General features: G+C 61.3%; 26 protein-coding genes. 16 read left to right on the forward strand and 10 right to left on the reverse strand.

Annotated elements, in window-relative coordinates; all coding sequences use genetic code 11:
- The first annotated feature begins 265 nt into the window (after positions 1-265).
- From BMY98_RS22000 to BMY98_RS22010, 3 genes are read left to right on the forward strand one after another with little or no spacing between them, the layout of a single operon-like run.
- Positions 266-1,066 carry a glucose 1-dehydrogenase gene (locus BMY98_RS22000; protein ID WP_074892494.1) on the forward strand — a complete coding sequence of 267 codons (801 nt, stop codon included), beginning with the start codon at positions 266-268 and terminating at the stop codon, positions 1,064-1,066.
- Positions 1,059-2,900, forward strand: a complete 1,842-nt coding sequence (locus tag BMY98_RS22005) for a glycoside hydrolase family 15 protein (protein ID WP_074892495.1) — start codon at positions 1,059-1,061, stop codon at positions 2,898-2,900. The genes BMY98_RS22000 and BMY98_RS22005 overlap by 8 nt, the downstream gene beginning before the upstream one ends.
- Positions 2,901-2,928: 28 nt before the next feature.
- Positions 2,929-3,138 (forward strand): hypervirulence associated TUDOR domain-containing protein, encoded by a 210-nt coding sequence (locus BMY98_RS22010; protein ID WP_074892496.1) that lies wholly within the window; start codon positions 2,929-2,931, stop codon positions 3,136-3,138.
- Positions 3,139-3,233: 95 nt separating this feature from the next.
- Here the strand turns inward: BMY98_RS22010 and BMY98_RS22015 are convergent, their stop codons facing one another.
- The 5 genes from BMY98_RS22015 to BMY98_RS22035 all read right to left on the reverse strand — a co-directional run bounded on the left by BMY98_RS22015 (position 3,234) and on the right by BMY98_RS22035 (position 8,010).
- Positions 3,234-4,295, reverse strand: a complete 1,062-nt coding sequence (locus BMY98_RS22015) for an SDR family oxidoreductase (protein ID WP_074892497.1) — start codon at positions 4,293-4,295, stop codon at positions 3,234-3,236.
- 124 nt (positions 4,296-4,419) lie between these two features.
- Positions 4,420-4,902: a DUF2938 family protein gene (locus tag BMY98_RS22020; RefSeq protein WP_074892498.1), complete on the reverse strand. Its 483-nt coding sequence runs from the start codon at positions 4,900-4,902 to the stop codon at positions 4,420-4,422.
- A gap of 518 nt (positions 4,903-5,420) precedes the next feature.
- Positions 5,421-5,774, reverse strand: coding sequence for a hypothetical protein (locus BMY98_RS22025; protein ID WP_074892499.1), 354 nt, complete (start codon positions 5,772-5,774; stop codon positions 5,421-5,423).
- 514 nt (positions 5,775-6,288) lie between these two features.
- Complete coding sequence (locus BMY98_RS22030; RefSeq protein WP_074892500.1) at positions 6,289-6,807, reverse strand: GNAT family N-acetyltransferase; 519 nt, start codon at positions 6,805-6,807, stop codon at positions 6,289-6,291.
- Between the two features lie 24 nt (positions 6,808-6,831).
- On the reverse strand, positions 6,832-8,010 hold the full coding sequence (locus tag BMY98_RS22035) for a GGDEF domain-containing protein (RefSeq protein ID WP_074892501.1): 1,179 nt from the start codon (positions 8,008-8,010) through the stop codon (positions 6,832-6,834).
- A gap of 203 nt (positions 8,011-8,213) precedes the next feature.
- On the opposite strand from BMY98_RS22035, the gene BMY98_RS22040 reads away from it, so the two are divergent.
- A complete protein-coding gene (locus BMY98_RS22040; RefSeq protein WP_074892502.1) occupies positions 8,214-9,248 on the forward strand; it encodes a GlxA family transcriptional regulator in 1,035 nt (344 codons plus the stop codon).
- A 101-nt stretch (positions 9,249-9,349) separates the two neighbouring features.
- Positions 9,350-9,823, forward strand: coding sequence for a transcription elongation factor GreB (greB, locus tag BMY98_RS22045; RefSeq protein WP_074892517.1), 474 nt, complete (start codon positions 9,350-9,352; stop codon positions 9,821-9,823).
- A 79-nt stretch (positions 9,824-9,902) separates the two neighbouring features.
- On the opposite strand, the gene BMY98_RS22050 is transcribed toward greB, so the two are convergent.
- The gene (locus tag BMY98_RS22050) at positions 9,903-12,416 is read right to left on the reverse strand and encodes an ABC transporter permease (protein ID WP_074892503.1); all 2,514 of its coding nucleotides are present in this window, start codon (positions 12,414-12,416) and stop codon (positions 9,903-9,905) included.
- On the reverse strand, positions 12,416-13,099 hold the full coding sequence (locus tag BMY98_RS22055) for an ABC transporter ATP-binding protein (protein ID WP_065988527.1): 684 nt from the start codon (positions 13,097-13,099) through the stop codon (positions 12,416-12,418). The genes BMY98_RS22050 and BMY98_RS22055 overlap by 1 nt, the downstream gene beginning before the upstream one ends.
- A gap of 10 nt (positions 13,100-13,109) precedes the next feature.
- Between BMY98_RS22055 and BMY98_RS22060 the strand changes: the two genes are divergently transcribed.
- From BMY98_RS22060 to BMY98_RS22080, 5 genes are all read left to right on the forward strand, one after another.
- Positions 13,110-13,715 (forward strand): arylesterase, encoded by a 606-nt coding sequence (locus tag BMY98_RS22060; RefSeq protein ID WP_074892504.1) that lies wholly within the window; start codon positions 13,110-13,112, stop codon positions 13,713-13,715.
- 213 nt (positions 13,716-13,928) lie between these two features.
- Positions 13,929-15,239, forward strand: a complete 1,311-nt coding sequence (locus tag BMY98_RS22065) for a hypothetical protein (RefSeq protein ID WP_074892505.1) — start codon at positions 13,929-13,931, stop codon at positions 15,237-15,239.
- Positions 15,240-15,411: 172 nt separating this feature from the next.
- Positions 15,412-15,870: a thiol-disulfide oxidoreductase DCC family protein gene (locus tag BMY98_RS22070; RefSeq protein WP_074892506.1), complete on the forward strand. Its 459-nt coding sequence runs from the start codon at positions 15,412-15,414 to the stop codon at positions 15,868-15,870.
- A gap of 71 nt (positions 15,871-15,941) precedes the next feature.
- Complete coding sequence (locus BMY98_RS22075; protein WP_065988524.1) at positions 15,942-16,238, forward strand: hypothetical protein; 297 nt, start codon at positions 15,942-15,944, stop codon at positions 16,236-16,238.
- 84 nt (positions 16,239-16,322) lie between these two features.
- Positions 16,323-17,291 carry a L,D-transpeptidase family protein gene (locus BMY98_RS22080; protein WP_074892507.1) on the forward strand — a complete coding sequence of 323 codons (969 nt, stop codon included), beginning with the start codon at positions 16,323-16,325 and terminating at the stop codon, positions 17,289-17,291.
- 171 nt (positions 17,292-17,462) lie between these two features.
- Here the strand turns inward: BMY98_RS22080 and BMY98_RS22085 are convergent, their stop codons facing one another.
- On the reverse strand, positions 17,463-17,714 hold the full coding sequence (locus tag BMY98_RS22085) for an Lpp/OprI family alanine-zipper lipoprotein (protein WP_065988522.1): 252 nt from the start codon (positions 17,712-17,714) through the stop codon (positions 17,463-17,465).
- A gap of 635 nt (positions 17,715-18,349) precedes the next feature.
- Between BMY98_RS22085 and BMY98_RS22095 the strand changes: the two genes are divergently transcribed.
- Positions 18,350-18,631 carry a GNAT family N-acetyltransferase gene (locus BMY98_RS22095; protein ID WP_065988521.1) on the forward strand — a complete coding sequence of 94 codons (282 nt, stop codon included), beginning with the start codon at positions 18,350-18,352 and terminating at the stop codon, positions 18,629-18,631.
- A gap of 63 nt (positions 18,632-18,694) precedes the next feature.
- On the opposite strand, the gene BMY98_RS22100 is transcribed toward BMY98_RS22095, so the two are convergent.
- Entirely contained in the window at positions 18,695-19,771 is a 1,077-nt protein-coding gene (locus BMY98_RS22100) for a 3-deoxy-7-phosphoheptulonate synthase (RefSeq protein WP_074892509.1), read from the reverse strand.
- A gap of 304 nt (positions 19,772-20,075) precedes the next feature.
- On the opposite strand from BMY98_RS22100, the gene BMY98_RS22105 reads away from it, so the two are divergent.
- The 5 genes from BMY98_RS22105 (at position 20,076) to cysB (ending at position 24,074) form a co-directional block, all read left to right on the forward strand.
- A complete protein-coding gene (locus BMY98_RS22105) occupies positions 20,076-20,411 on the forward strand; it encodes a YbbN family protein (protein ID WP_175514203.1) in 336 nt (111 codons plus the stop codon).
- Positions 20,412-20,423: 12 nt separating this feature from the next.
- Positions 20,424-21,392 (forward strand): putative 2-dehydropantoate 2-reductase, encoded by a 969-nt coding sequence (locus BMY98_RS22110; RefSeq protein WP_074892510.1) that lies wholly within the window; start codon positions 20,424-20,426, stop codon positions 21,390-21,392.
- A gap of 46 nt (positions 21,393-21,438) precedes the next feature.
- Positions 21,439-22,359, forward strand: coding sequence for a 5'-nucleotidase (locus BMY98_RS22115; protein ID WP_074892511.1), 921 nt, complete (start codon positions 21,439-21,441; stop codon positions 22,357-22,359).
- Positions 22,360-22,453: 94 nt separating this feature from the next.
- Entirely contained in the window at positions 22,454-22,948 is a 495-nt protein-coding gene (locus tag BMY98_RS22120) for a universal stress protein (protein ID WP_074892512.1), read from the forward strand.
- A 151-nt stretch (positions 22,949-23,099) separates the two neighbouring features.
- Positions 23,100-24,074 (forward strand): HTH-type transcriptional regulator CysB, encoded by a 975-nt coding sequence (gene cysB / locus BMY98_RS22125; RefSeq protein WP_074892513.1) that lies wholly within the window; start codon positions 23,100-23,102, stop codon positions 24,072-24,074.
- A gap of 109 nt (positions 24,075-24,183) precedes the next feature.
- Here the strand turns inward: cysB and BMY98_RS22130 are convergent, their stop codons facing one another.
- Positions 24,184-24,918, reverse strand: a complete 735-nt coding sequence (locus tag BMY98_RS22130) for a phosphoadenylyl-sulfate reductase (protein ID WP_074892519.1) — start codon at positions 24,916-24,918, stop codon at positions 24,184-24,186.
- Positions 24,919-25,209: the final 291 nt, after the last annotated feature.

Below are 25,209 nucleotides of genomic sequence, written 5' to 3' on the forward strand. Positions count from 1 at the left end.
GTCCGGGCACCCTCCATTTTGCGGAGTGACCACCGACGCCTTCCCGGCTAAAGCCGGTCCCACTGGGTACGCGCATGCTGTTAGTGGGACCGGCTTCAGCCGGGAAGAGGCCAGTCTGTGCACCCTGGATTTGCAGCGGACCGCCAAGGCTCTCCCTGCCAATGCCAACCAGGGGCCTTTTCGCCATGGGCGTACTCATCCCGATGAACTTCGGCAGAACCCCATGAGTCAGCATTAAAACGCTCACCATGAGGCTCCACATTCCATGCAGATTTCCTTGAAAGGCCAGGTCGCCCTCGTCACTGGCGCCAGTTCCGGACTGGGTGCCGGCGCAGCGAAAGGGCTGGCGGCGTCAGGCGCGGCGGTGGTGGTCAACTACCACTCGCAACCCGAACCGGCGCAGAAGCTTGCGCAAGAAATCATTGATGCCGGGGGCCAGGCCATCGCCATTGGCGCGGACGTGTCCAACGAGCAGGACGTGGAAAAGCTGTTCGCCGAGACCCTCAAGGCGTTTGGCCGGCTGGACATCCTCGTCGCCAATTCCGGGCTGCAGAAAGACGCGGCCATCGCTGACATGACCCTCGAAGACTGGAACACCGTGATCAACGTCAACCTGACGGGTCAGTTCCTCTGCGCGCGCGCCGCGCTGCGGCAGTTCGCCAAACAGGACATCCGCCCCGAGGTGTCCCGCGCCCGGGGCAAGATCATCCACATGAGCTCGGTGCATCAAGTCATTCCCTGGGCTGGCCACGTCAACTACGCGGCCTCGAAGGGCGGCGTCGATTTGCTGATGCGCAGCATTGCCCAGGAGGTCGGCGAGCAGCGCATCCGCGTCAACAGCGTTGCGCCCGGGGCGATCCGCACCGCCATCAACACCAAAGCCACCAGCGGCGATGCCGAGAAGAAACTGCTGGAGCTGATCCCCTACGGCCGGGTGGGCGAGGCTGAGGATGTCGCCAATGCCGTCGTCTGGCTGGCGTCGGATGCGTCGGACTATGTGCACGGCACGACGCTGTTCATCGACGGCGGCATGAGCCTCTACCCGGAGTTCCGCAACAATGGCTGAACACACCCCGAACCCCGATGAACAAGAGCCGCAGAACGCCATTGAAAACCACGGCATCATCGGCGACATGCGCAGCGCCGCGCTGGTGGCCGACACCGGCAGCATCGACTTTTGCTGCTGGCCCGATTTCGACAGCCCGAGCATCTTCACCGCGTTGCTGGACACCCCCGACGCGGGCATTTTCCAGCTGGCGCCGATTCTCCCGGACGCCCGCCGGCAGCAACTGTATCTGCCGGAGACCAACGTGCTGATGACGCGCTGGATCGCCAAAGACGCGGTGGTTGAAGTCACCGACGTCATGCCCATTGCGTCGGAAGTTGACAACCTGCCGCGCCTGATCCGCCGTATTCATGTTCGTCACGGCCAGGCCGCCGTTCGGATGCTCTGCCGGGTGCGCCACGACTACAGCCGCGCCGACACCACCGCGCACACGGACGGTGAGGACATTCGTTTTGAGGCCGAAGGCCAGCCTGCCATGCGTCTGGCGGCAACAACGAAATTGACGCTCGAAGCCCAGGCTGCGGTGGCAGAATTCGAGATGAAGCAGGGTGATGTCGTGGAATTCATGCTCGGCGGTGCCGACGATCCGCTGGTGAAGGCCACAAACTGCGACTGCGATCTGAAAAACACCGTCAACTACTGGCAGCACTGGAGCCGGCATTCCAACTACCGCGGGCGCTGGCGTGAAGTGGTCAATCGCTCGGCCCTGGCCCTCAAGCTGCTGACCTCGCGCAAGCATGGCGGTATCGTCGCTGCGGCGACCTTCGGTCTGCCGGAAGAACAGGGCGGCGAGCGCAATTGGGACTACCGTTACACCTGGATCCGCGATGCGTCCTTCACCGTCTACGCCTTCATGCGCCTGGGTTATACCGAGGAAGCAAATGCCTTCATGCACTGGGTGCGTGAACGCATGGGCGACTGCTGCGAAGACGCCAACAAGCTCGGTATTCTCTATGCGCTGAACGGCCGCGAAGAATTGCCTGAAGAAGAGCTGGATCACCTCAGCGGCTACGGCGGCGCGTCGCCTGTGCGCATCGGCAACGAGGCCTACAAGCAAACGCAGCTGGACATCTACGGCGAGCTGCTCGACGCGGTGTACCTGGCCAACAAATACGGTGAGGCCATCTCCCACGAGGGCTGGAAGCACGTCACCCGGTTGGTCAACGAGCTGTGCGACACCTGGAGCAGCAAGGACGTCGGGATCTGGGAAATGCGCGGCGCCGATCAGCATTTCCTGCATTCGCGGCTGATGTGCTGGGTCGCCCTGGACCGGGCGCTGCGCCTGTCATTGAAGCGTTCGCTGCCGGCGCCTTTCGAGCGCTGGGACAAGGCGCGTCAGGCCATCCATGACGACATCTGGGACAACTTCTGGGATGCCGACCTGGGCCATTTCGTCCAGTACAAGGGCAGCAAAAACCTGGACGCGTCGATGCTGTTGATGCCGCTGGTGCGGTTCGTCGGCGCCAGCGATCCCAAGTGGCTCAAGACCCTGGACGCCATCGAACGCACGCTGGTGCGCGACGGCATGGTGTTCCGCTATCGCAATGACGATGACCACCACGATGGCCTTGAGGGCGAGGAAGGCGCGTTTGTCGCTTGCTCGTTCTGGTACGTCGAGTGCCTGGCCCGTGCCGGCCGGGTGGAGCAGGCGCATCTGGAGTTCGAACAGTTGCTGCGTTACGCAAACCCGCTCGGCCTGTATGCCGAGGAGTTCGACGAACACGGCCACCATCTGGGCAACACGCCGCAAGCGCTCAGCCATCTGGCGCTGATCAGTGCGGCGAGTTTTCTGGATCGCAAACTCGAAGGCAGCCAGACCCTCTGGCAGCCCTGAGTTCTTTAATTTTTTGGGGGAAAAATCGATGGCTCATGCATTTAAGGTGGGCGACCACGTGCGCTGGAATTCCGAAGCCGGACACATTGTCGGCAAGGTGACCAAGGTGCATACCAGGGAGGTGGAGTTCATGGGCCGTCATCGCCATGCTTCGCCCGACGCGCCGCAGTATGAGGTCAAGAGCGACAAGACCGGGCACTTGGCGATGCACAAAGAGGACGCGCTGGAAAAGGCTTGACCCTCGCTTCCTTAAGTCCCAAGGCCTCCGGATACGAAAAACGCAGCGATGACCATGATCACCGCTGCGTTTTTTTGTGTCCGTGATCCGCGTCGTTATGGAATCAGGCGCTGTGCCCGCAACGTGTCGAACACATCAAAGAACGCCTGGTCGCTGGCCTGAAAGGCGTTAAAGCCCAGGGCTCGGCTTTTCGACATGTCCGTGACCACCTCAATCGGGCGGCCCAAGTCGGCGTCGGTGTGCCACGGCGAGATCAGGCGAGTGATGTCCGCTTCTTTCAGACCGTGTGCGCGAACCAGTTCGTCCCACGCCGACTGATCGTTGGCCATCTGCTGCTCCAGCGGAGAAACCTGCTCCGGGAACGGGGCAGCGTCCACACCGAAGTACTCGGCGATCTGGCCCCACATCCACTGCCAGCGGAACACGTCGCCGTTGGTGATGTTGAAGGCCTGGTCCGCCGCGGCTGGCGTCGTGGCCGCCCACAGTTGCTGTTTGGCCAGTTGGCGCGCGTCGGTCATGTCGGTGAGGCTGTCCCACTGCACGCGGGAGCCGGGGAACACGAACGGGCGGCCGGTCGCTTTGCAGATCGACGCATACACCGCGAGGGTGGTCGCCATGTTCATCGCATTGCCCACCGCGACGCCGGTCACGGTGTGCGGACGGTGCACGCTCCAGGTGAAGCCGTCGCGTTTGGCGGCGGCAAAGACCTCATCTTCCTGGGCGTAGTAGAAGTTTTCGATGTCGAGCCGACCCTGGGACTCGCGGAACGGTGTCTGCGGCAGGGTGCCTTTGCCGTAGGCTTCGAACGGGCCGAGGTAATGCTTTAGTCCGGTCACCAGCGCGACATGTTTGACGCTCTTTGCCGGGCTCAACGCGTCCAGCACGTTACGCACCATGGCGGCGTTGACGCGGATGTTTTCAGCTTCCGTCGCTTGACGCGACCAGGTGGTGAGGAAGACGTGGGTTGGCTTGAGGTCCGCAAGGGCCTGCTTGACCGATGCCGGATCTTGCAGGTCCGCTGCCACGGGGATCACGCCCGGCGTTTGCGAGGGACTGCGGGAAAGGGCGGCCACCTGCCAACCGTTATCGAGTAACAGTTGGGTGGTTGCGCTGCCGACGATGCCGCTGGCGCCGACGACCAAGGCCGTTTGAGTCATGGGGGTCTCCTGATTGATCGAGTGGAACGGGCTTCATAACCATGCAGCCCTCAGGTTTCAGAACGGCAGCGGCGCAGATAGGTTCACCGCGATTGGCCGGGTGCGACCCCACACCGCGCCTTAATCACCCCACCAGCAGCGCCGCGCCATACATGCCGATTGCAAACACCACGTGCCCGACGACGTTCTGCAACCGCGCGACATTCGGCTTCGGTGCCTTGTTGCAGGCGACCCCGACACCCATGCCGGGCTGCAGGATGAACCAGCCGGCGCCGACAGTGACCAGCCCGACGATCAGCGCAGGAAGAAAGGTCGGCGCATGGGCCCACTGCACGCCCCAGATGAAAAGCAGCGCAGCGGCGAACAGCACGCCGACGGTGTAATGCATGAACCAGCCAATCGCCAGTTCATTGGAAACGGGACGGGAATCGCCGATGCCGTTACGGTGCACGAACTGCCCCTTGGGCATCCCGGCAAACCAGCGGCCGACAAGGTGCCAGGGCGGGGTCGGCAAACCCAGCACCGCCTTGAGCAACAACGCCCAGAGATCCAGCAGCGCCGTGCCGCCCATGCCGATGAGAATTGCCAGGTAAATGAATTCGAACATGTCCGTCCCTGCGTGCAGTCAGTGGTCGATGGGCCAGTGATGGCCGGACACGTTAGCAGTTTTGTCAGAGAAAGCGGGTGGGTTGAATGCATGCGATGCATTAGTGTGACCGGCTTCAATCGGGAAGAGGCCCGCATGAACACCGCTGAGTTTGCGGTGTGACAGCGGCCGCCTTCCCGGCTAAAACCGGTCCCACATTAAGGTTCGCAGCCAGTCCCATTGACTGCACGCAAATCCCTTAGAGGGACCGGCTTCAGCCGGGAAGAGGCCTGCATGAACACCGCTGGATTTGCGGTGTGACACCCGACGCCTTCACGGCTAGAGCCGCTCCCACATTGAGGTTCACAGCCAGTCCCACTCAATGTGCGCGATGTATTAGTGGGACCGGCTTCAGCCGGGAAGGGGCCCGCATGGACACCGCTGGATTTGCGGTGTGACACCCGACGCCTTCATGGCTAAAGCCGCTCCCACATTGAGGTTCACAGCCAGTCCCACTGACTGCACGCAATGCTTAGTGCTTACCAGCGGTCATTGCCACGGCCGTGGTCAAAACCTCTGCGGTAGCCGCCGTCGTAGTAGCCGTGGGGCGGCGGTGGTGCGAAGCGACGATATTCGACCCGCTCACGCACCGGCACATAGACAACCTGCTGGTACTGAGGCTGATAACGCGGCGCATAACGCGGTTGCGGGCGGTAATCCTGATAGCGATCGTGACGGTCGTTGTTCGACTGACTGATTACCGCGGCCAGTACGGCACCCACGGCGGCTCCGGCGATGACAGGCACAATCACGTTGCGTTCGCTGGCGGACGCCGCACCGGCGCTGGCGAGCAGACCGGACAGGATCAGGGCTTGGGTCATCTTGGACATCATGGTGTCTCCTTTGGCGAAAGAGTGGGTTCGCCATGGACGTATGAAACACCGGATCCGTGTAAACCCACGTCTAGGGTTGGTAAAGGTTGCGTAAACCCGGATCGATCCCCAAACGGCCCATGGCGCAGGTTTTGGCCTCGAGTTTTACCTCGAGGCGCAGAACATGAATGAGCGGAACTTCCTGAAACGACGACCGCCGATCAGGTAGCCACTCCTCGAAGGAAACCTCCTGCGCCACGTGGAATCAACTGGTTACGTACGTGAGGGTGAGGGGAAACAATGATGGTGACCGACGATCTTGTCCGGTGGAACAGCCACTGGCGGCTAAACGACCACACAGTGTTGTGCAGGACCTGTAAAGCCAGGCAGAGCGAAGCGGAAAGGGAAGCGACCTTTGTGCATTTGCCCACCTGCGGCTATGCCCGTGAAGCGGCGCATCCGTGGGATGAACTGGACGCCAGTTGCGGAATGCAGCTCTCTCACTGAGCAGATATCTGACTGAACAGCGCCGCCTTCACCCTGCAGCCACGCCCTTGAACATCAGGCTTGGCGCCTGACCCGGTACGTCATCAAGTTCGCCGCAACGTTTCATGCCGATTTTTTCCAGCACGCGGATAGATGCTGCGTGGGTCGGCCGCACATAGCCGTAGACATCCCCCAGGTTCAAGCTCGAGAACCCGAACGCCAGTGCCGCTCTGCCCATTTCCGTGGCAAACCCCTTTCCCCACGCCTCAACCGCAAACCGATAGCCCAGATTGATCCGCTGCTCGCCCATAAAGTCGTGAAGCCCAATGCCGCCAAAGCCGATGATGTGTTCGGGCGCATCCTTGCGCGCAATCGCCCACCAGCCGTAACCATGGGTCTCCCAGTGCTCGATCCAGCCTTCTAGCATCCCAGCCGCCTGGGCTTCGTCGGTCATTGGCCCGGAAGGATTGAACAGCTGGGTCCGCGGGTCGCTGTAGATGGCGAACAGGCGGTCGAGATCATCGGGTTCCGGGGCGCGGTAGATCAGTTGAGCGCTGCTCATGGGCATGGCGGGTGATCCTTCTTTCAGCCTTCACAGTATTTGCAGCGGATCGCTGGCGTTGACGCTCTGATCTACCAGCTGAATGCGATTGCGTCCACCCCGTTTGGACTCATACAAGGCGGCATCGCTGCGCTCGATCAACTCTCCCAGGCTGGACGGCGGTTGGCTGAACAGGCTGGCACCGATGCTCAACGTGACGGGCTGGGGGGTGGGAAAGGTTGCCGAGGCGGTCGCGTGAAAGGCCTCGCGCAGCGTGCTCCCCACGGCCAGCAAATGCTCGCTGGAGGTGTCACTGAGCAGCACCACAAATTCATCCCCGCCCAGGCGCGCGGCCAGCGAGCCGTTGGGCAAGGCCGCACGTATGATTTCGCTGAGCGCGACCAGCAGCCGGTCGCCGGCGCTGTGGCCATAGAGGTCGTTGACCAGTTTGAAATTATCGACGTCCATCAGCAGCAGCGCTCCCGGACGCACCTGTGAGACTTTTTCCAGCACACGCTGCCCGCGCATTTCCAGCGCGCGGCGGTTGTACAGCGCCGTCAGGGGATCCCGCGCCGCCAGCCGGGCCATGCGTTTTTCCCGACGATGACGCTCTGAGCCCGTCATGGACAAGGCGATCAGCATCACCGCGATCGTGCCTTCAACTAGCGAAATCTGGATGATCTCGCCACGAAAGGCCGCCAGATCGATCAGCGTGCCAGGTACCACCGCAGTGACTGCCTTGGAAAAATAGAACACGCCGTGGGCCAGCAGCACATAGCGCAACTGCACCGCGCCGACGCTCAGGGACTTGCCGTGAGGGCGCAGCAACCCACTGGCCTTGACCATCAGCAGAGAGATCAACAGCGAGTTGGCTGCCAGCATCACTTTCGACCACCACGGCTGGTCTGGCAGCAGCAACAGCCCCATCCACAGGACGAAGATCAAATACCAGGCCCGCGACAACCGGGTCTCGGTAAACCGCGCAACGCCCAGCAGAAACAGCCAGTGGGCGGTGACCAGCAAGCCGTTGGCGAACCAGATGCCAATCACCAGAATGCCGCTGCTGCGCAGTAATGCCAGGGTCGAGCCCACCGAAATAGTGGCAAACCCCGCGCTCCAGAACAGCAGCGAAGGCTCGCGCACCGTCCGCCACTCCACGGCCAGGTACAGCGCGGCGGCCGCAGCGAGGGCGATGGTCATCGTCAGCAGGGTGATCGGGTCGAGCGCCATAAGCAGCCTGATGTGTGGGGGTTGCGGTGTCGTCGCGAGTCGAAGCGCCTGGAGGCTTTCTTTCGCTGGCTGTTGTGTATCGGCCACCCCGACAAAACTTTAACGCCGGCGCCGTTCCGCTAGAATGGCGCGGACCCGGTCCTGCCGCCGTTGATCAAGGTATTTTTTGGCAGCGAACGGCTGCAACCATCGGCAACCCAGGCATGACGAAAAGCGAGGCGGCAGTGATCGAGCGGCGAGAATTCAGCGGAGGCATGAAGGTCAAGAACCTTCGCTACGTGGATGAGAACAGGCGAACGCCGTCGGCCCAGACCCGAACCGGTTTCGTGCTGCTCGAGCATTTCTCGTTGCCGGCCTTCACCCAGGCCCTGGACACATTCGTCACCGCCAACCTGCTTCGCCCCGAGCTGTTTACGTCGCGCACATTCGGCTTGCACGAGGGCGAAGTAATCAGTGATCTGGGTCTTGTGATCCGGCCCGATGCGCGGCTCGACCTGTCCGCTCTGAAGAGTCTGGACCTGCTGGTCGTCTGTGGCGGTTTTCGCACCGGGCTCAAAGCCGATGAACAACTGACCCATTTGCTAAGCACCGCCGCCGAGCAGGGTATTACCCTTGCGGGACTGTGGAATGGCGCCTGGTTCCTGGGCGCAGCCGGTCTGCTCGACGGCTACCGGTGTGCAATTCACCCCGAACACCGCGCCGCCCTGGCGGAGATCTGCAAAGTCAGCGAGGTGACCAGCGAAGCCTTCGTCATCGACCGCGATCGCCTTACTGCCGCAAGCCCCGCCGGTGCCTTCCACATGGCACTGGAATGGATCAAGACGCTGCACGACAAGGCCCTGATCGAAGGCATCGAAGACATTCTGTCTTTCGAGGAGTCGCGCTATCGGCGGATCAAGCCGAGTCGGCACATGACGGTCAGCGCGCCACTCAAGGAAGTGGTCAAGTTGATGGACGCCAACCTGGAGGAGCCTCTTGAGCTTGAGCAACTGGCGGAGTACGCCGGGCGCTCGCGGCGGCAGATCGAGCGGCTGTTCCAGGAACAACTCGGCACGACCCCGCAGCGCTATTACCTGGAATTGCGCATCACCGAGGCGCGGCGACTGCTGCAGCACACCGAGCTGTCCCAGGTGGAGGTGCTGGTGGCCTGCGGGTTCGTCTCGCCGAGTCATTTCAGCAAATGCTACAGCGCGTACTTCGGTTATCGGCCTTCCAAAGAAAAGCGCCTGGTCAAATGAGCGCTGGCTTGATTTGCCCCTCGGCCATCCCAACCCTGTAGGCTTCCCCCCAACAGAACAAACGAACCCAAACCGGGGCAGAGACAGCGTGAATGAGTGAAATCAGTACCAAAATCATCACCGTCGAGGGCCATGCCGCCCTGAAGAAGGAACTCGACTACCTCTGGCGCGAGCATCGGCCCGATATCACGCAAAAAGTGGCGTGGGCCGCTTCCCTGGGGGATCGCAGCGAGAACGCCGATTATCAGTACAACAAGAAGCTGCTGCGCGAGATCGACCGGCGCGTGCGCTATCTGCGCAAGCGTCTCGAAGACATGCGCGTGATCGCCTATTCGCCGGAGCAGGAAGGCCGGGTGTTCTTCGGCGCGTGGGTCGAAGTCGAGGACGAAGAGGGTGAGAGCAAGCGGTTCCGCATCGTCGGATATGACGAGATCTACGGTCGCATGGACTACATCTCCATCGATTCGCCGATGGCCCGGGCGCTGCTGAAGAAACAAGTTGACGACGAAGTCTCGGTACCGGTTCCGTCAGGCAGCAAGCAGTGGTGGATCACTAAAATCGAGTACCTGAACTAGCCGCGGCTTTGCGATTGCCGGTCTGGCTATCTGGGTAGACGGTGGGCGGCGCATTGCCGCCCACCGTCAAACCCCACCGCTAACCCTCGCGCAGCACTTGCAGCGGACTGGCGTTCAGCGCGCGCCGCGTGCCGAACACGCCCGCGCCGCCGACCAGCAGAGCGCCGATCAGTGGCAGCACCAGCAGCCAGGCGTGGGGGTGCCACTGCAGGTTGAAGGCGTAACGGTACAGGGCAAAGCTCACCAGTTCACAGCCAACCGCCGCCAGCACACCACTCACCGCCCCGAGCAGACCGAACTCGATGCGCCGGGCCTTGATCAACAACGCCCGGCTGGCACCCAGCGCCCGAAGCAGCGCGCCCTGTCGAATCCGCTCATCGAGGGTCGCCTGCAAGCCGGAGAACAACACCGCCATCCCCGCCGCCAGCACGAACAGCAACACGTACTGCACCGCCATCGTCACCTGATCGAGAATGCTGCGCAGTTGCTCCAGCAACGCTTCCACCTGCAGGATCGTCACGGCCGGGAAGGCCCGGGACAACTCGACGATCTGCTGATCATTGCCCGGCGCCAGGTAGAAACTGGTCAGGTACGTGGCCGGCACATCCTTGAGGGTGCCGGGCTGGAAGATCATGAAGAAATTAGGCTGAAAGGTGTCCCAGTTGATATCGCGCAGGCTGGTGACCTTGACCTCGCGGGTCAGACCGCCAATCACGAAACCGAGGGTGTCGCCCAGCTTCATGTTCAGGCTGTTGGCCAGTTTGGTTTCCACCGACACTCCGGGAACCACGCCCTCCGCAGGCGGCTGATCGCTTGCCCACCATTGCCCGGCGGTGATGCTGTTGCCTTCCGGCAGCGTTGCCGCCCACGTCAGGTTGAGGTCGCGCTGGGTGGCGTTTTCGCCACGGGAGTCCTTGGTGACGAACTTGCTCACCGGCTCGCCATTAATGGTCATCAGACGCCCCGGAATCATCGGGTACAGCGGCGCGCTGTGGGTCGACAGGCGGCCCATGCGTTCAGCGAAGTTGTCTTTGTCGTTGGGCAGGATATTCAGCGCGAAGTAATTCGGCGCGTCCTTGGGCAGCTGGTTCTGCCAAGTGTCGAGCAACTCGCCACGCAGCAGCGCAATCAGCCCCATGGACAGCAGAATCAGACCGAACGCCAGCGACTGGCCGGCGGCGGCCATGGGATGGCGCAACAGCTGACCCAGGCCCAGACGCCACGGCAGCGAGGCACCGGCGAGCAAGCGGCGCAGGCTTTTCAGGGCCAGCAGCAACACGCCGCCGAGTATCAGCGCCGCGATAAGACCGCCGCCGAGCAGGGCGAAGGTCAGCACCAGGTCGAGACTCAAACGCCACATGATCAGGCCCAGCGCGAACAGCGCTGCGCCATAGACCAGCCAGGTGCTGGCCGGGATCGGCAGCATGTCCCGACGCAACACCCTTAGCGGCGGCACGCGACCCAGCGCCGCCAGCGGCGGCAGTGCAAAGCCGGCCAGGGCAACGAGCCCTGTGCCGATACCGGCGACTGCCGGCAGCCAGCCACCCGGCGGCACGGCGGCGGGCAGCAGGCTTTCCAGCAAATGAAACAGGCCCAGTTGGGCAAACCAGCCGAGCAGGGCGCCCGCTGTGCTGGCCGCAACGCCCAGCATGGCGAGCTGCAGACCGAACAGCGCCAGCGCTTCATTGCGCGACAGGCCCAGGCAACGCAACAGCGCACTGGCATCGAACCGGCGAGCCGCGAAACGCGCCGCCGACAAGGCCACCGCCACGCCGGCCAGCAGCACCGCGACCAGACTGGCCATGTTCAGATAACGCTCGGCCTTGCCCAGGGCGCCGCCGATCTGTTGATTGCCATCCCGGGCGTCGTCGATTTTCTGGTTTGGCGCCAGCCCGGGTTCAACGGCCTTGCGGTAGGCGGCGAGGTCTTGCGGCGTGCCGCGCCACAGATCCCGATAACTGACGCGGCTGCCGGGCTGCACGACCTTGGTGGCTTCAAGGTCCGCGATGTTGATAATCACCCGAGGCGTCAGGCTGTAGAAGTTGCCGGCGCGGTCGGGCTCGTAGGTCAGCACGCGGGTCAGCTTCAAGGTCTTGGAGCCGACGTCGATGCTGTCGCCGACTTTCAAGTTGAGCGCCACCAGGATCCGCGCTTCCGCCCAGGCTTCACCGGGTTGCGGCTCACCGCCAACGGTTTCGGTTTCGTAGGGGGCAGGGGCGCTTTTCAGCTCACCGCGCAACGGGTACGCCTCATCTACGGCCTTGACGCTGGCCAGCTGGATGCCGTTGTCGGTGGCCACCACGCTGGAGAAAATCACGATCTGCGAGTGATCCAGCTTCAGCGCCTTGCCGGCGTCGATCTGCGCAGGGGTTGCCGGCGCGGAGCCACCGAGGATCAGGTCGGCCCCGAGAAACTCCGTCGCTCTCAGCAGCATGGCGCTGTTGAGGCGTGCGCCGAAATAGCCGATGGCGGTGCTGGCGGCAACCGCCACCACCAGTGCGAAGAACAGCACGCGCAGCTCGCCGGCGCGGGCATCGCGCATGAGCTGGCGCGCCGCGAGGCTGAGCAGGCGTGAAAAAGGCAGGCGTGCCATCAAGGCTCCATTGGGGCGACCAGTCGGCCACCCTCGAGACGGATCAGGCGCCGGCAACGGTGGGCCAGACGCTCATCGTGGGTGACCAGCACCAGGGTGGTGTTGCGTTCCTGGTTCAGTTCGAACAACAGATCACTGATGCGCTCGCCGGTGTGGCTGTCCAGATTGCCGGTGGGCTCATCGGCGAACAGCACGTCCGGGTCGGCGGCAAACGCGCGGGCGATGGCGACCCGTTGCTGCTCGCCGCCCGACAGCTGCCGTGGCGTGTGGGTCAGGCGCTGACCCAGGCCGACGCGCTCCAGCAGATGCCGGGCCTGATCGCGGGCGTCTTTGCGGCCTTCCAGCTCCATCGGCAGCATGACGTTTTCCAGCGCGTTCAGGCTGTCGAGCAACTGGAAGGACTGAAACACAAAGCCCACGTGCTCGGCGCGCACCCGGGCGCGTTGATCTTCGTCCAGCTCGCTGAGGTTACGCCCCGACAGGACGACGGAACCGGCGCTGGGCAGGTCGAGGCCGGCCAGCAGACCGAGGAGGGTGGATTTGCCCGAGCCCGACGCGCCGACGATGGCCAGCGTGTCGCCCTTGTTTAGTTCCAGGGAGAGTTCGTGCAGGATGGTCAAGTCACCTTCGGTGCTTGGGACCACTTTGCTGAGGTTCCGAGCACTGAGAATACTTTCGCTCATGGAGAATCCGATGCGTGCGTGGTTTTTAAGTGCTGGCCTGGGTTTGCTGCTGGTATCACAAGGCGCGATGGCAGGCACGGTGCTGATCGTTGGCGATAGTATCAGCGCGGCTTTCGGCCTGGATACCCGGTTGGGTTGGGTCAGTCTGCTGGAACAGCGTCTGGCGAAGGAAGGCTTCAAGGAAAAAGTGGTCAATGCGTCGGTCAGCGGCGACACCAGTGCAGGGGGCCAGGCGCGGCTGCCGTCGCTGCTTGCCGAGCACAAACCGGATCTGGTGATCCTTGAACTGGGGGGTAATGACGGCCTGCGCGGGCAACCGCCGGCGCAATTGCAACAAAACCTTACCGACATGGTTGAGCAGTCCAAAGCGGCAGGGGCGAAGGTGTTGCTACTGGGCATGAAAATCCCGCCCAACTACGGTGAACGCTACACCACGGCCTTCGCGGCGGTTTACCCGAAAGTCGCCGAAGCCACCGATGTCGCGCTGGTGCCGTTCATGCTGGAGGGTGTGGGTGGCAGACCCGACATGACGCAACAAGACGGCATCCACCCCAATGTGCCGGCTCAGCCGTACTTGCTGGATAACGTCTGGCCCGTGCTTAAGCCACTTCTTTAAATGCAATCGCTGAGGCGTTCAGGATGGACTTCCCTCCTGGTGCCTCATCGGCTCGTGATGCGGTTTTTTTTTACAGCTTTGTCCCACCGTTGTTACAACCAATGCTCTCATCAGCAACGGTGACGCCCAATGTGATGAGCAAGTCATGATCACGCCGGGAACCGCGGGACCGCTTTAGACCACCTAGATGCTTCCAGGCACCAGGAGGCCCACATGAATCCCATTCGCCCCTATCAAGGTCAGCAACCTGCTTTCCACATTCCTGAAAGCGCGCAGCTGCACAGTTCCAATGCCCCAACCTCAACGCGGTCGTCGAACCAAGCCTATCCAGCCGACTTGGCGCCTTCCAGAAACCGTTCCGTAGCGATGCCTTCAAAGGTGAAAGTAGGCGGAGATTCCTTTCTGATAGGAACGCTCAGAAGCCGTCTTGATGCTCAGTCCAGAGCCTATTTGCGTACGGCGCTGAATCCAGACGAAAACACGCCTACCACGCAACGTCAGGACGGAATCGTTTCCTATTTGGTGCAGCACGAGACGGACGATAACCAGACGCCCGGACCCGATGTTTTAGCCGTGTCCGTTGACGTGGATCAAAATAAGTACCTTAAATCACTCGTGGCAGCCCGAGTCTCTGATAAAGAAACAGTTCTGGATCTTCGATTTGATAGCAAGCTCGGCCACTTTGCAGAAAAACTGATCTCAGGATTGAGGTCGAAAACCGCGGATAACGTCCAGGCATCAATGCTGAAAAACGGTCCGAAATGGTACTGGGAACTGGAATCCGGGGAAGACCTGACGCTCAAGAAGCTTTCAGCCGAAAACATCGGCACCCTGAGAGGCGAGGTCAATGCTGCAAACCTCAAAGGTTATGAAAAGGCCTTCATCAAAAGCCTGATTGATGAGCCGCTTTATATCACCCACGCAGCGCCATCTGATGCCGACATAAAACGTCCGGACGGTACGGTTTCGTTATTTTCCAGAAGAAAGCTGGAGGAAAGGCAAATAGCATTCAACACTGAAAACACGACGGACCACGATATCGACATGCTTGCCAACGATGATCACGTGTTTTTTTCACTTGAGGCGGGTGATCAACCTCAGAAAGACAGCAGCCGGTTTGGCGACAAATTGATGAGATTCAAGTTTGATCAGCCCAAGATCCTCAGCCATGCGACCCTGCATCTTGTCGACCCATTGACCGCCATACCGCCCTCTGTGGGCTTACGCTTTGACGCCATTGAAGAGCATATGGACGAAGAAGAGGCAGCGGACGCTATCGATAAACTTGAATCGCGCGCCTTTACCCCTGGCGAAGCCACATTTCATGGCCCGCATATGAAAATAGGGCTCGCTTTGTCCATTATTCAAACCTGCAGAAACAGCATGCCGGACGACATGAGTCGCGAGCTACTCGAAGGCGAATCTGTTAACCGCGTAATAAATGGATTGTTCAGGCCTACCGTGATGGTCCCACGGCACTTTTTCGACAAACCGGTCGATGAGTCGGACATTTTAATAAATTAAACGGGACTGTCTGGAGGCAGACCTGGACCATAGGCGTCTTTCTCTGCCGGGCGTGAGACCGCCACTGGTCTTGTGGCGTGGCCCGTGTTCGGCATGACGTCTGCACCAGCCGTCCATTGTCAGCGGCCCGGTTTGCGCCTATGGTGGGCGAAACCTATACAGGACGCTGACGATGTACAAGAAAGAGCAGTGGCCACTCACGCTTTATTTCGACGGTGACTGCCCGCTTTGCGCGCGGGAGATCAAGCTCTTGCGTGCCCACGCAGAAGCGCCCGCTACGGCTGACGCAACGGCACCTCGACTGCGGTTTGTCGACATGAGCGAAGAGGGCTTTGATGCACAGGCTCTCGGATTCACCCATGAGCAGATGCAGTCTGTGTTGCATGCCCGATTCGACGACGGCACCTGGGTTACCGGACTGGACGCTACCCTCTGGAGCTGGCGCGCCGCCGGGCTTGGGGCATGGGCTGCACCGCTGTCATGGCGGCCCCTGCGGCCTTTGCTCAACGTCGGTTATCGGCTGTTCTGCCGCTTTCGTCCCCAGTTGGCGTGGTTACCTCATCCGGATGGCAGCCGCCGATGCCGCGACGGCAGCTGTACGGTTTCCAGACCCTCAGACCAAAACCGCTGATTTAAAGGCCTGCAGGCCTTTTCCGGACGGGGGCTTTCGGCTAATGTGGCGCCCCCGCTCTGGAGCCCCCAATGCCGCGCCGTCCTGCCTGGTCCCTTTATGCCTATCAATTGATCGAGCCTGACGAACAGCTCGACCTGTTCGCGTGCCAGGAAATCCTCGTGCATCTGGTCGCTCGCCAGCTCGAACTGGCAGGTTCTGCCGACCGCACCTTGTGTGGCACTTTGTTGCCCGCCCAGCCGCGCTGGTCGGAAGTGCAGCAGACGGTTTATCAGGACGAGCGGCTGTGCCCCCTGTGCCGGGCGATCATCGACGCCCAACGGCGCGGCTGGCACCCGATCTGGCCGGAACTGGAAGCCGGCGTATAAGGGCGCGCGAGCACTCCCCGAACGCGAAGGCGTGCGTGTACAATCGCGCACAATCAAGCCTTCCGTTTACCAAGGATTCTCCGGATGTTGTCGCGCATTCCAGCTTTCGCCCGCTGTCTGTCGCTCGCTGCGCTGTGCGCGGCCGGCCCCGTCTCCGCCCTGGAGTTTCCGTTGCCGCCGCCCGGTGAGGACATCATCGGCCAGGTGCAAACCGTTACCGCCAAGTACGAAGACACCTTCGCCGACCTGGCCACCCGTTACGACCTGGGCTACCTGGAGATGATCGCCGCCAACCCGGGCGTCGATGCCTGGCTGCCGGGCGCAGGCACACAAGTGGTATTGCCAACGCGTTTCATCCTGCCGCCGGGTCCGCGCGAAGGCATCGTCATCAACCTCGCCGAGTACCGTTTGTACTACTACCCGAAAGGCCGGAACGTGGTGTACACCTTCCCGCTGGGTATCGGTCGCGAGGGCTGGGGTTCGCCGGTTTCCACCACCAAGGTCACCGCCAAAACCCCTAACCCGACTTGGACGCCGCCGGCCTCGGTGAAGGCTGAGCACGCCGCCGACGGCGACATCCTGCCCAATGTTGTACCGGCCGGGCCGGACAATCCGCTGGGACCGTTCAAATTCGGCCTCGGCCTGCCGGGCTACCTGATCCACGGTTCGAACAAGAAGTTCGGCATCGGCATGCGCACCAGCCACGGCTGCTTCCGCATGTACAACAACAACGTGCTGGAAATGGCGGACATGGTCCCGGTGGGCACCACCGTGCGCATCATGAGCGAGCCCTACAAGTTCGGCGTCAGCGGCGGCAAGGTCTACCTGGAAGCGCACACGCCGCTGGACGAAAGCGGCAAGCCGTCGGTGGTCGACAAGCACACCGCCGTGATCAATGCACTGCTCAAGCGTGAAGACCTGGCCAACAGCCTGCGGATCAACTGGGATGAAGTGCGGGACGTGGTCGCTGCCGAAGACGGCATGCCGGTCGAGATCGCCGTGCCGACAACGCCGGCGCCCGTTCTGGGCGGCGCGCCGATGACGCTGCAATAACACTCGCGCTGCAAACCAGAGCGGTGCTGATGCCCGTCCGTCCTGCGCCGCAGGGGGGCGGGTTTTTTATTGCCCGGCAAATGCCTCGTCAAGAGACGCCACCGGCATATCCCGGGCAATAAAAAAGCCGACCCGGTAACGGGTCGGCTTATTAATAATCCCGAGGGATTATTACTTACGGCTAGCCTTGTCCAACATACGCAGAGCGCGTTCGTTGGCTTCGTCAGCAGTTTGCTGAGCTTTTTGAGCTGCAGCCATAGCTTCGTCAGCCTTGCGATAGGCTTCATCGGCACGGGCTTGCGAACGAGCGGCTGCGTCTTCAGTTGCAGTCAGACGAGCTTCGGTTTCTTTGGATGCGCTGCTGCAACCGGTAGCCAGAACTGCGGCCAGGGCCAGAGCAGAGAATTTCAGAACGTTGTTCATCGTGTTCCCCTTAAAGGACTTCTATCAAATTAGTCATCTCTCGAGAGTGAGAAAACGACCGGCGTACATCTTACTCATTGTTTGTAGTAAGTAAACGGACCGCGCGCAAGATGTGCATAAAATTCTTGGGCTTGAACGGGTTCCGTGCCACTCCTCACGCCTTTTCTTCGTAGACAAAAACCTCCACCCGAAAGCGTCTGTCAGGCGACCCCCGGTCCACGCAATTTCGCAGTGCCGGCAATCTCTTTAGCCGAGTGGATTATCGTGGCAGGCGCACCATTTCAGGGAGGTCTGGACGACCTTCAAGTGACTTGAATCCGGGCGTTCCGTCTCAATGGACATTCGCCGGCGATAACAGGTTCCATGGTCACGCAGTCAGATGTGCGGCAGCGCAATTAACAGTTGATTCACTTGAGCGCGCTTGCTCAGGGCGCCTACTATTTGCCTGTGCTCAAATTGTTTGAGAACAGCGATGCTCTTCGCGGTGTCCAAACCGCACAGGGTGGCGCAGTCCGCTCTATTGCAGAGGGCGCTATTGCGAAAGCCAATAGTAGTCATACTGCCTGTAGAGGTTCCTTCGCCGGGAAAATGTCGATAAGGTAAGGGTCCAATTCCAAGACCCGCGAGGAGTAGTGATGAGCGAGGCGTTGTCCATCCACCATGACGAGACCGGTCACCAGTTCGAAGTCAATATCGACGGCTACCGTGCCTATCTGACGTACATGGACCTGGGTAAAGAGACCCTGGATATCTACCGTACGTTCGTGCCCAACGAACTGCGCGGGCGGGGGATAGCGGCGGCCTTGACCAAGGTGGCCCTCGACTACGCCGACCGGATCGGCTACACCGTGATTCCGTCGTGTTCCTACGTGGAGCGCTACATGGAGCGCAACCAGCGGCAGGCTGCCAAGATCTGACCGAAGCGCTTCACACAGTAAAACGCCGAGCATGTGCTCGGCGTTGTCGTTTCTGCGGGCCGGTCAGTCGCGTGTGCGCTTGGGCAGTACGTCCTTGAGCTTGGCGTGCATGCTGCGCAGGGTTTTTTCGGTGCTATCCCAATCGATACAGGCATCGGTAATCGACACGCCGTATTGCAGGTCGGCGAGGTCTTTGGGAATCGCCTGGCAGCCCCAGTTCAGATGGCTCTCGACCATCAGGCCGATGATCGACTGGTTGCCTTCGAGAATCTGGTTGGCAACGTTCTCCATCACCAAAGGCTGCAGCGCCGGGTCCTTGTTGGAGTTGGCGTGGCTGCAATCAACCATGATATTCGGTTTGATCTTCGCCTTGTTTAGCGCCTGTTCGCACAGGGCGACGCTGACCGAATCGTAGTTGGGCTTGCCGTTGCCGCCGCGCAATACCACGTGACCGTAGGCGTTGCCTTTGGTGGTGACGATGGACACGCCGCCTTCCTGATTGATACCAAGGAAGCGATGGGGGCTGGACACCGATTGCAGGGCGTTGATGGCCACAGTCAAACCGCCGTCGGTGCCATTCTTGAAGCCGACTGCCGAGGACAGACCCGAGGCCATTTCCCGGTGAGTCTGGGATTCAGTGGTGCGCGCGCCGATGGCCGACCAGCTGATCAGGTCCTGCAGGTACTGGGGCGAGATCGGGTCGAGCGCTTCGGTTGCGGTCGGCAGGCCTTTTTCGGCCAGGTCGCGCAGCAATTGACGGCCGATGTGCAAGCCATCCTGGATCTTGAAGGAGTCGTCCAGGTACGGATCGTTGATCAGGCCTTTCCAGCCGACGGTGGTGCGTGGCTTCTCGAAATAGACGCGCATGACCAGGTACAAGGTGTCGGACACCTCGGCGGCCAGTGCTTTCAGGCGATCGGCGTATTCGTGGGCGGCCTTGAGGTCGTGGATCGAGCAGGGCCCGATCACGATGAACAGGCGGTGATCCTTGCCATCGAGGATATTGCGGATGACTTCGCGGCCCTGGCTGACAGTGGCCTGTGCGGCGGCAGTCAGCGGGATTTCGCGTTTCAGCTGATCCGGGGTGATCAGTGTCTCGTTGGAGGCAACGTTGAGGTCGTCAATCGGTAAATCAGCCATCGTGTTACTCATCAGGTCACGGATGCTGGCCGCCAGCGTCCCCGTGCGGCGGAGCCGAGCATGATTGAGCGCAACGGGGGAGCCGAACCTTAGCGCGTTAGCCGGTGGTTCGACAATGGGTAAACGTGGCTTTCGTCCAACGCTTGCGGCATTGTCTGACCTGTTTCAGGCTGCGGAACCGCACGATGGATCATCCCGGCTAACGCCGGTCCCACTGATAGACCGCGATTCCCGGCTGAAGCCGGTCCTACGAAAGCAGGCGCCGGATATTCAATCAACCGAACATCATTCAGAGGAGAAGCGCGTGGATCAATTGCAACTGACGGACTTCGACCTCGACCAGCAACTTCTCAACCTGCCCGGCGTCTCACTGCTGATTTTCACCAGCCTGGGCTGCTCCAGTTGCCGCTGGGCCCGGCACCATTTACCCGAGCAATCCTTGCCCCTGGATCGCCTGTGCTGGATTGATGCCGAAGAGAACGGCGGCGCGGTGGAGCGCTATGGCGTGTTTCATCTGCCGACGATGTTTGTGGTGCGTGACGGTGCCTTCTTCGGGCCCCTTCGCACGCAGATGTCCGCCGAAGCCATTGTCACGGGCCTGGCCCAGGCGCTGGCAACGCCACCAGACGAATTACCCTGAAGCGGAGTTTCCATGAGCGAAGACGCAGCGAGCAAAAGCGCGATCAAACCCCGGATCGGCATCATCGGCACCGGTGCGATCGGCGGTTTCTACGGCGTGATGCTGGCCCGGGGCGGTTTTGATGTGCATTTTCTGCTGCGCAGCGAATTCGATGCCGTCGCCCGCAATGGCCTGCACGTCGACAGTCAGGTGCATGGCCCGTTGGTGCTGGAAAACGTCCATGCCTACGCCTCAGCTGCCGACATGCCACCCTGCGACTGGTTGCTGATCGGCGCCAAGACCACCGGCAACGGCGGGGTCGCTTCCGCCATCGTTCAGGCCGCGGCGCCGGACGCCAAGGTTTTGCTCCTGCAAAACGGCTTGGGTGTCGAGCAAGAGCTGCGCGCAGCCTTGCCTGATTCCCTGCATCTATTGGGCGGCCTGTGTTTCGTCTGCGTTTATCGCACAGGGCCGGGGCAGATCACCCATCAGGCCTTCGGTGCCGTGAATATCGGTTACCACAGCGGGCCGGCCGATACGGCAACGCGCGGGCACTGGGTCGAGCAGGGCGCTTCGCTGTTTCACCAGGCGGGCATCGACTCTGTGGCCATGGACAACCTCGACAAGGCGCGCTGGCAAAAGCTGGTGTGGAACGTGCCCTATAACGGGCTTTCCGTTCTGCTCAACGCCAGCACCACGCCGCTGATGGCCGACGGCGACAGCCGCGCGCTGATCCAGGGGCTGATGGCGGAAGTGGTGCAAGGCGCCGAAGCGTGCGGGCACGTGCTGCCGGAGGGCTACGCCGAGCAATTGCTCAAGGTCACCGGCCAGATGCCGGATTACCGGCCGAGCATGTACCACGACTTCACCGAAAAACGCCCTCTGGAACTCGACGCCATCTACGCCCGGCCCCTCGCGGCTGCGCTTGCCGCCGGCTGCGACATGCCCAAGGTGCGCGCCCTGTATCACGCGCTGGCGTTTATTGATCGCGGCAATCGTTGATGGCCATTGCCGTACGTCTGCCCACCTCCCGCTTCAAGGAAAACTGATGAGCACTCAGCTGAACGTTAAAACCCCGGGGAGCAAGCTGGTGCTGGCGATTTCCTCGCGGGCGCTGTTTGATTTGCGCGAAAGTCATGACGTTTATATGGCCAGCGGGGTCGCTGCGTACCGTCAGTACCAGATCGACCACGAGGATGAAATCCTCGAGCCTGGTGATGCGTTCCGTCTGGTGGAAAAACTGCTCAGCCTGAACGCCAGCCTCAACCAGTCCCGGGTGGAAGTGGTGCTGGTCTCGCGCAACAGTGCCGACACCGGTTTGCGTGTGTTCAATTCGATTCAGCATTACGGCCTCGACATTTCCCGCGCGGCGTTCGTCGGCGGGCGCAGTCCGTTTCCGTATTTGGCCGCTTTCGGCAGTCATCTGTTCCTGTCCACCCACGCCGAAGACGTGCGCAGCGCGCTGGATGCGGGGTTCGCCGCCGCGACGATTCTCTCCGGTGGCGCCCGTCGCGCGGCCAGTGCCGAGCTGCGCATCGCGTTCGACGGCGACGCTGTGCTGTTCTCCGATGAGTCCGAGCGCGTGTATCAATCTGGTGGCCTTGAGGCGTTTCAGGCCAACGAGCGCGAGGCGGCGCGACGGCCCTTGCCCGGCGGGCCTTTCAAACCCTTTCTCGCGGCATTGAACGCCTTGCAGCGCGAATTCCCTGAAGAGTCCTGCCCGATTCGCACGGCCCTGGTGACTGCGCGCTCGGCTCCGGCTCACGAACGGGTGATTCGTACGCTGCGCGAGTGGGACATCCGTCTGGATGAGTCGCTGTTCCTCGGCGGCCTGGACAAATCGGCGTTTCTGGAGGCATTCGCTGCCGACGTGTTCTTCGACGATCAGCCCGGCCATTGTGAGCGCGCGCGGGAAGTCGTGGCGACCGGCCATGTGCCCCATGGCATCAGCAACGAGCTAAAACCCTGAGGCGTTAGAACGAAAAGTACCCGTTGCCCGTCGGAGTGCGCGGCGCGCTGCTACGCTGATCAAGTCTTCACTTCAAAGGCTGACCGGGGGTCCCATGATCCGCTCGATGCTCTACGCCACGGACCTTGGTGCTTATGCGCCGTATACGCTGCAGCACGCGCTGGTACTCGCGCGGACCTTCGATGCCGAATTGCACGTCGTGCATGTGGTCGAGCCGATGGGCCTGTTCGCCGAGTCCGTGCTGCAGAGTTACCTGGCCGCCGACGTGCTCAAAGAGCTGCACAGCGAGGGCGTCAACACGGTGATCGACGGTATTGAGGCCCGGGTAATGGCCAGTTTCCGTGAAGAACTGGGGGAGGGGCATGAGGACCTTGCCCTGATCCGCAGCGTTCGCGTGGTCCAGGGCGATCCATCCAATGTGATACTCGATCAGGCGCGCCTGCTCAGCGTCGACCTGGTGGTGGTGGGCAGTCGCAGCCACGGAGGGGAGGGCGATACGCCGATCGGCCGGACGGCGGCGCGAGTTCTGCAACTGTCCGACGTGCCGGTGTACATGGTGCCAATGCTGCACAGGCGTACACAAACGTGATTGCGTTCCGGGAATGTGCCAAGGGCGCTAAAAGCTGCGTGCCATTGCCGGGTAAAAGTGATAAAAAGTTCTAGCTTTGCCTTCCTGACCAATAATCCAGTTATATACCGTCGCTGATGCCCGTGGCGTCTTCCGGCTTTGAGGGATACATATGAAGCTTCAACAACTGCGCTACATCTGGGAAGTGGCGCACCACGACCTCAACGTTTCAGCGACGGCACAAAGCCTCTACACCTCCCAGCCAGGCATCAGCAAGCAGATCCGCCTGTTGGAAGACGAGTTGGGGGTCGAGGTCTTCGCCCGCAGCGGCAAGCACCTGACACGCGTCACTCCGGCGGGCGAGCGCATCATTACCACCGCCGGCGAGATCCTGCGCAAGGTCGAGAGCATCAAACAGATTGCCCAGGAATTCTCCAACGAGAAAAAGGGCACGCTGTCCATCGCCACCACCCACACCCAGGCACGTTATGCGCTGCCGCCAGTCATCAGCAATTTCATCAAGCAGTACCCGGATGTCGCGCTGCACATGCATCAGGGCTCACCGATGCAGATCGCGGAAATGGCCGCGGACGGCACGGTCGATTTCGCCATTGCCACGGAAGCGCTGGAGCTGTTCGGCGATCTGGTGATGATGCCGTGCTACACCTGGAACCGCTGCGTGGTCGTCCCCCAGGGCCATCCGCTGACCAAGGTGCCGAAGCTGACCCTCGAGATTCTCGCCGAATACCCGATCGTGACTTACGTATTCGGTTTCACCGGCCGTTCCAAGCTCGATGAAGCGTTCAGCCACCGTGGCCTGACGCCGAAAGTGGTGTTTACCGCCGCCGACGCTGACGTCATCAAGACGTACGTGAGATTGGGGTTAGGCGTAGGCATCGTTGCGAAAATGGCCGTCGATCAGAAGCTGGACAGCGATCTGGTGGTGCTCGACGCCAGCGAACTGTTCGAAGCCAGCGTGACCAAGATCGGTTTCCGCCGCGGCACCTTCCTGCGCGGCTTCATGTGCGATTTCATCGAGAAATTCGCCCCGCACCTGACCCGCGACGTCATGGCCAAAGCCATTCAGTGCCACAACAAGCAGGAACTGGAAGAGCTGTTTGCCGGCGTTCAACTGCCGGAGCATTGAGAGGCGAGCCTCAGCTTAAAGCGGCAAGTTTCAAGCTGCAAGAAACAGCAGACCTCACGCGGACCGCCGTTCTCTTGCAGCTTGAGGCTTGAGGCTTGAAGCTGCTTTTCTATTCTTTCGCGATCATATTCCCGGCATGCAGCCCGCATTCCTTCTGCGTCGCTTCTTCCCACCACCAGCGGCCTTCGCGTTCGTGCTGATTCGGCAGGACAGGGCGTGTGCAGGGTTCGCAGCCGATGCTGATGAAGCCGCGCTCGTGTAGGGCATTAAACGGCAGCTCGAGCATGCGGATGTAGTTCCACACATCGGCGCTGCTCATCTGGGCCAGCGGGTTGAATTTGTACAGCGTGCGTTCCGGAGTCGAGAACGCGCCGTCGATTTCAACCACGGCCACGTTATTGCGCGTGCTCGGGCTCTGATCACGACGCTGGCCGGTGGCCCAAGAGGTAACGCCGGACAGCTTGCGGCGCAACGGCTCGATCTTGCGGATCCCGCAGCACTCGCCGTGGCCGTCGCGGTAGAAGCTGAACAAGCCCTTTTCCTTGACCATCGGCTCGAGCTTTTCGCGGTCCGGGCTGACGATGTCGATGTCGATTTTGTACTGCTCGCGGACCTGATCGATGAAGCGATAGGTCTCCGGGTGCAGCCGGCCGGTGTCCAGGCTGAACACCTTGACGTTCTTGTTGATTTTCCAGGCCATGTCCACCAGCACCACGTCTTCCGCGCCGCTGAAGGAAATCCACAGGTCGTCGCCAAAGTGCTGGAAGGCGAATTTGAGGATGTCGGACGGGGATTTGTTGGCGAAAGTGGCGGCGATGTCGTCAACGTCGAAAGGGTGGTTCATCTGGGCGGCTTCCTGATCAGGGCTGGCGCTTAGGCGCTCGTAATGGCGCAGATGGTAACAAAAAACGTCGGGCCGTTTGCCCGAAAGCAGCTGCACGGAGACGGACACGCGGATGTGGCTCCTACGGATCTCATACCTGGCGTTGACTCCGGACGGCTGCCACCGTTGGTTGTCGCTGGCATGTTCTCAGTGGACGCACGCCTCCCTCTGTAGGAGCCGGCTTGCTGGCGAACGCGTCAGGTCAGGAGATGAGCTATTCAATGACCGACTCCTTTCGCCAGCAAGCCGGCT

It is taken from the genome of Pseudomonas graminis, assembly GCF_900111735.1.
Taxonomy (GTDB): domain Bacteria; phylum Pseudomonadota; class Gammaproteobacteria; order Pseudomonadales; family Pseudomonadaceae; genus Aquipseudomonas; species Aquipseudomonas graminis.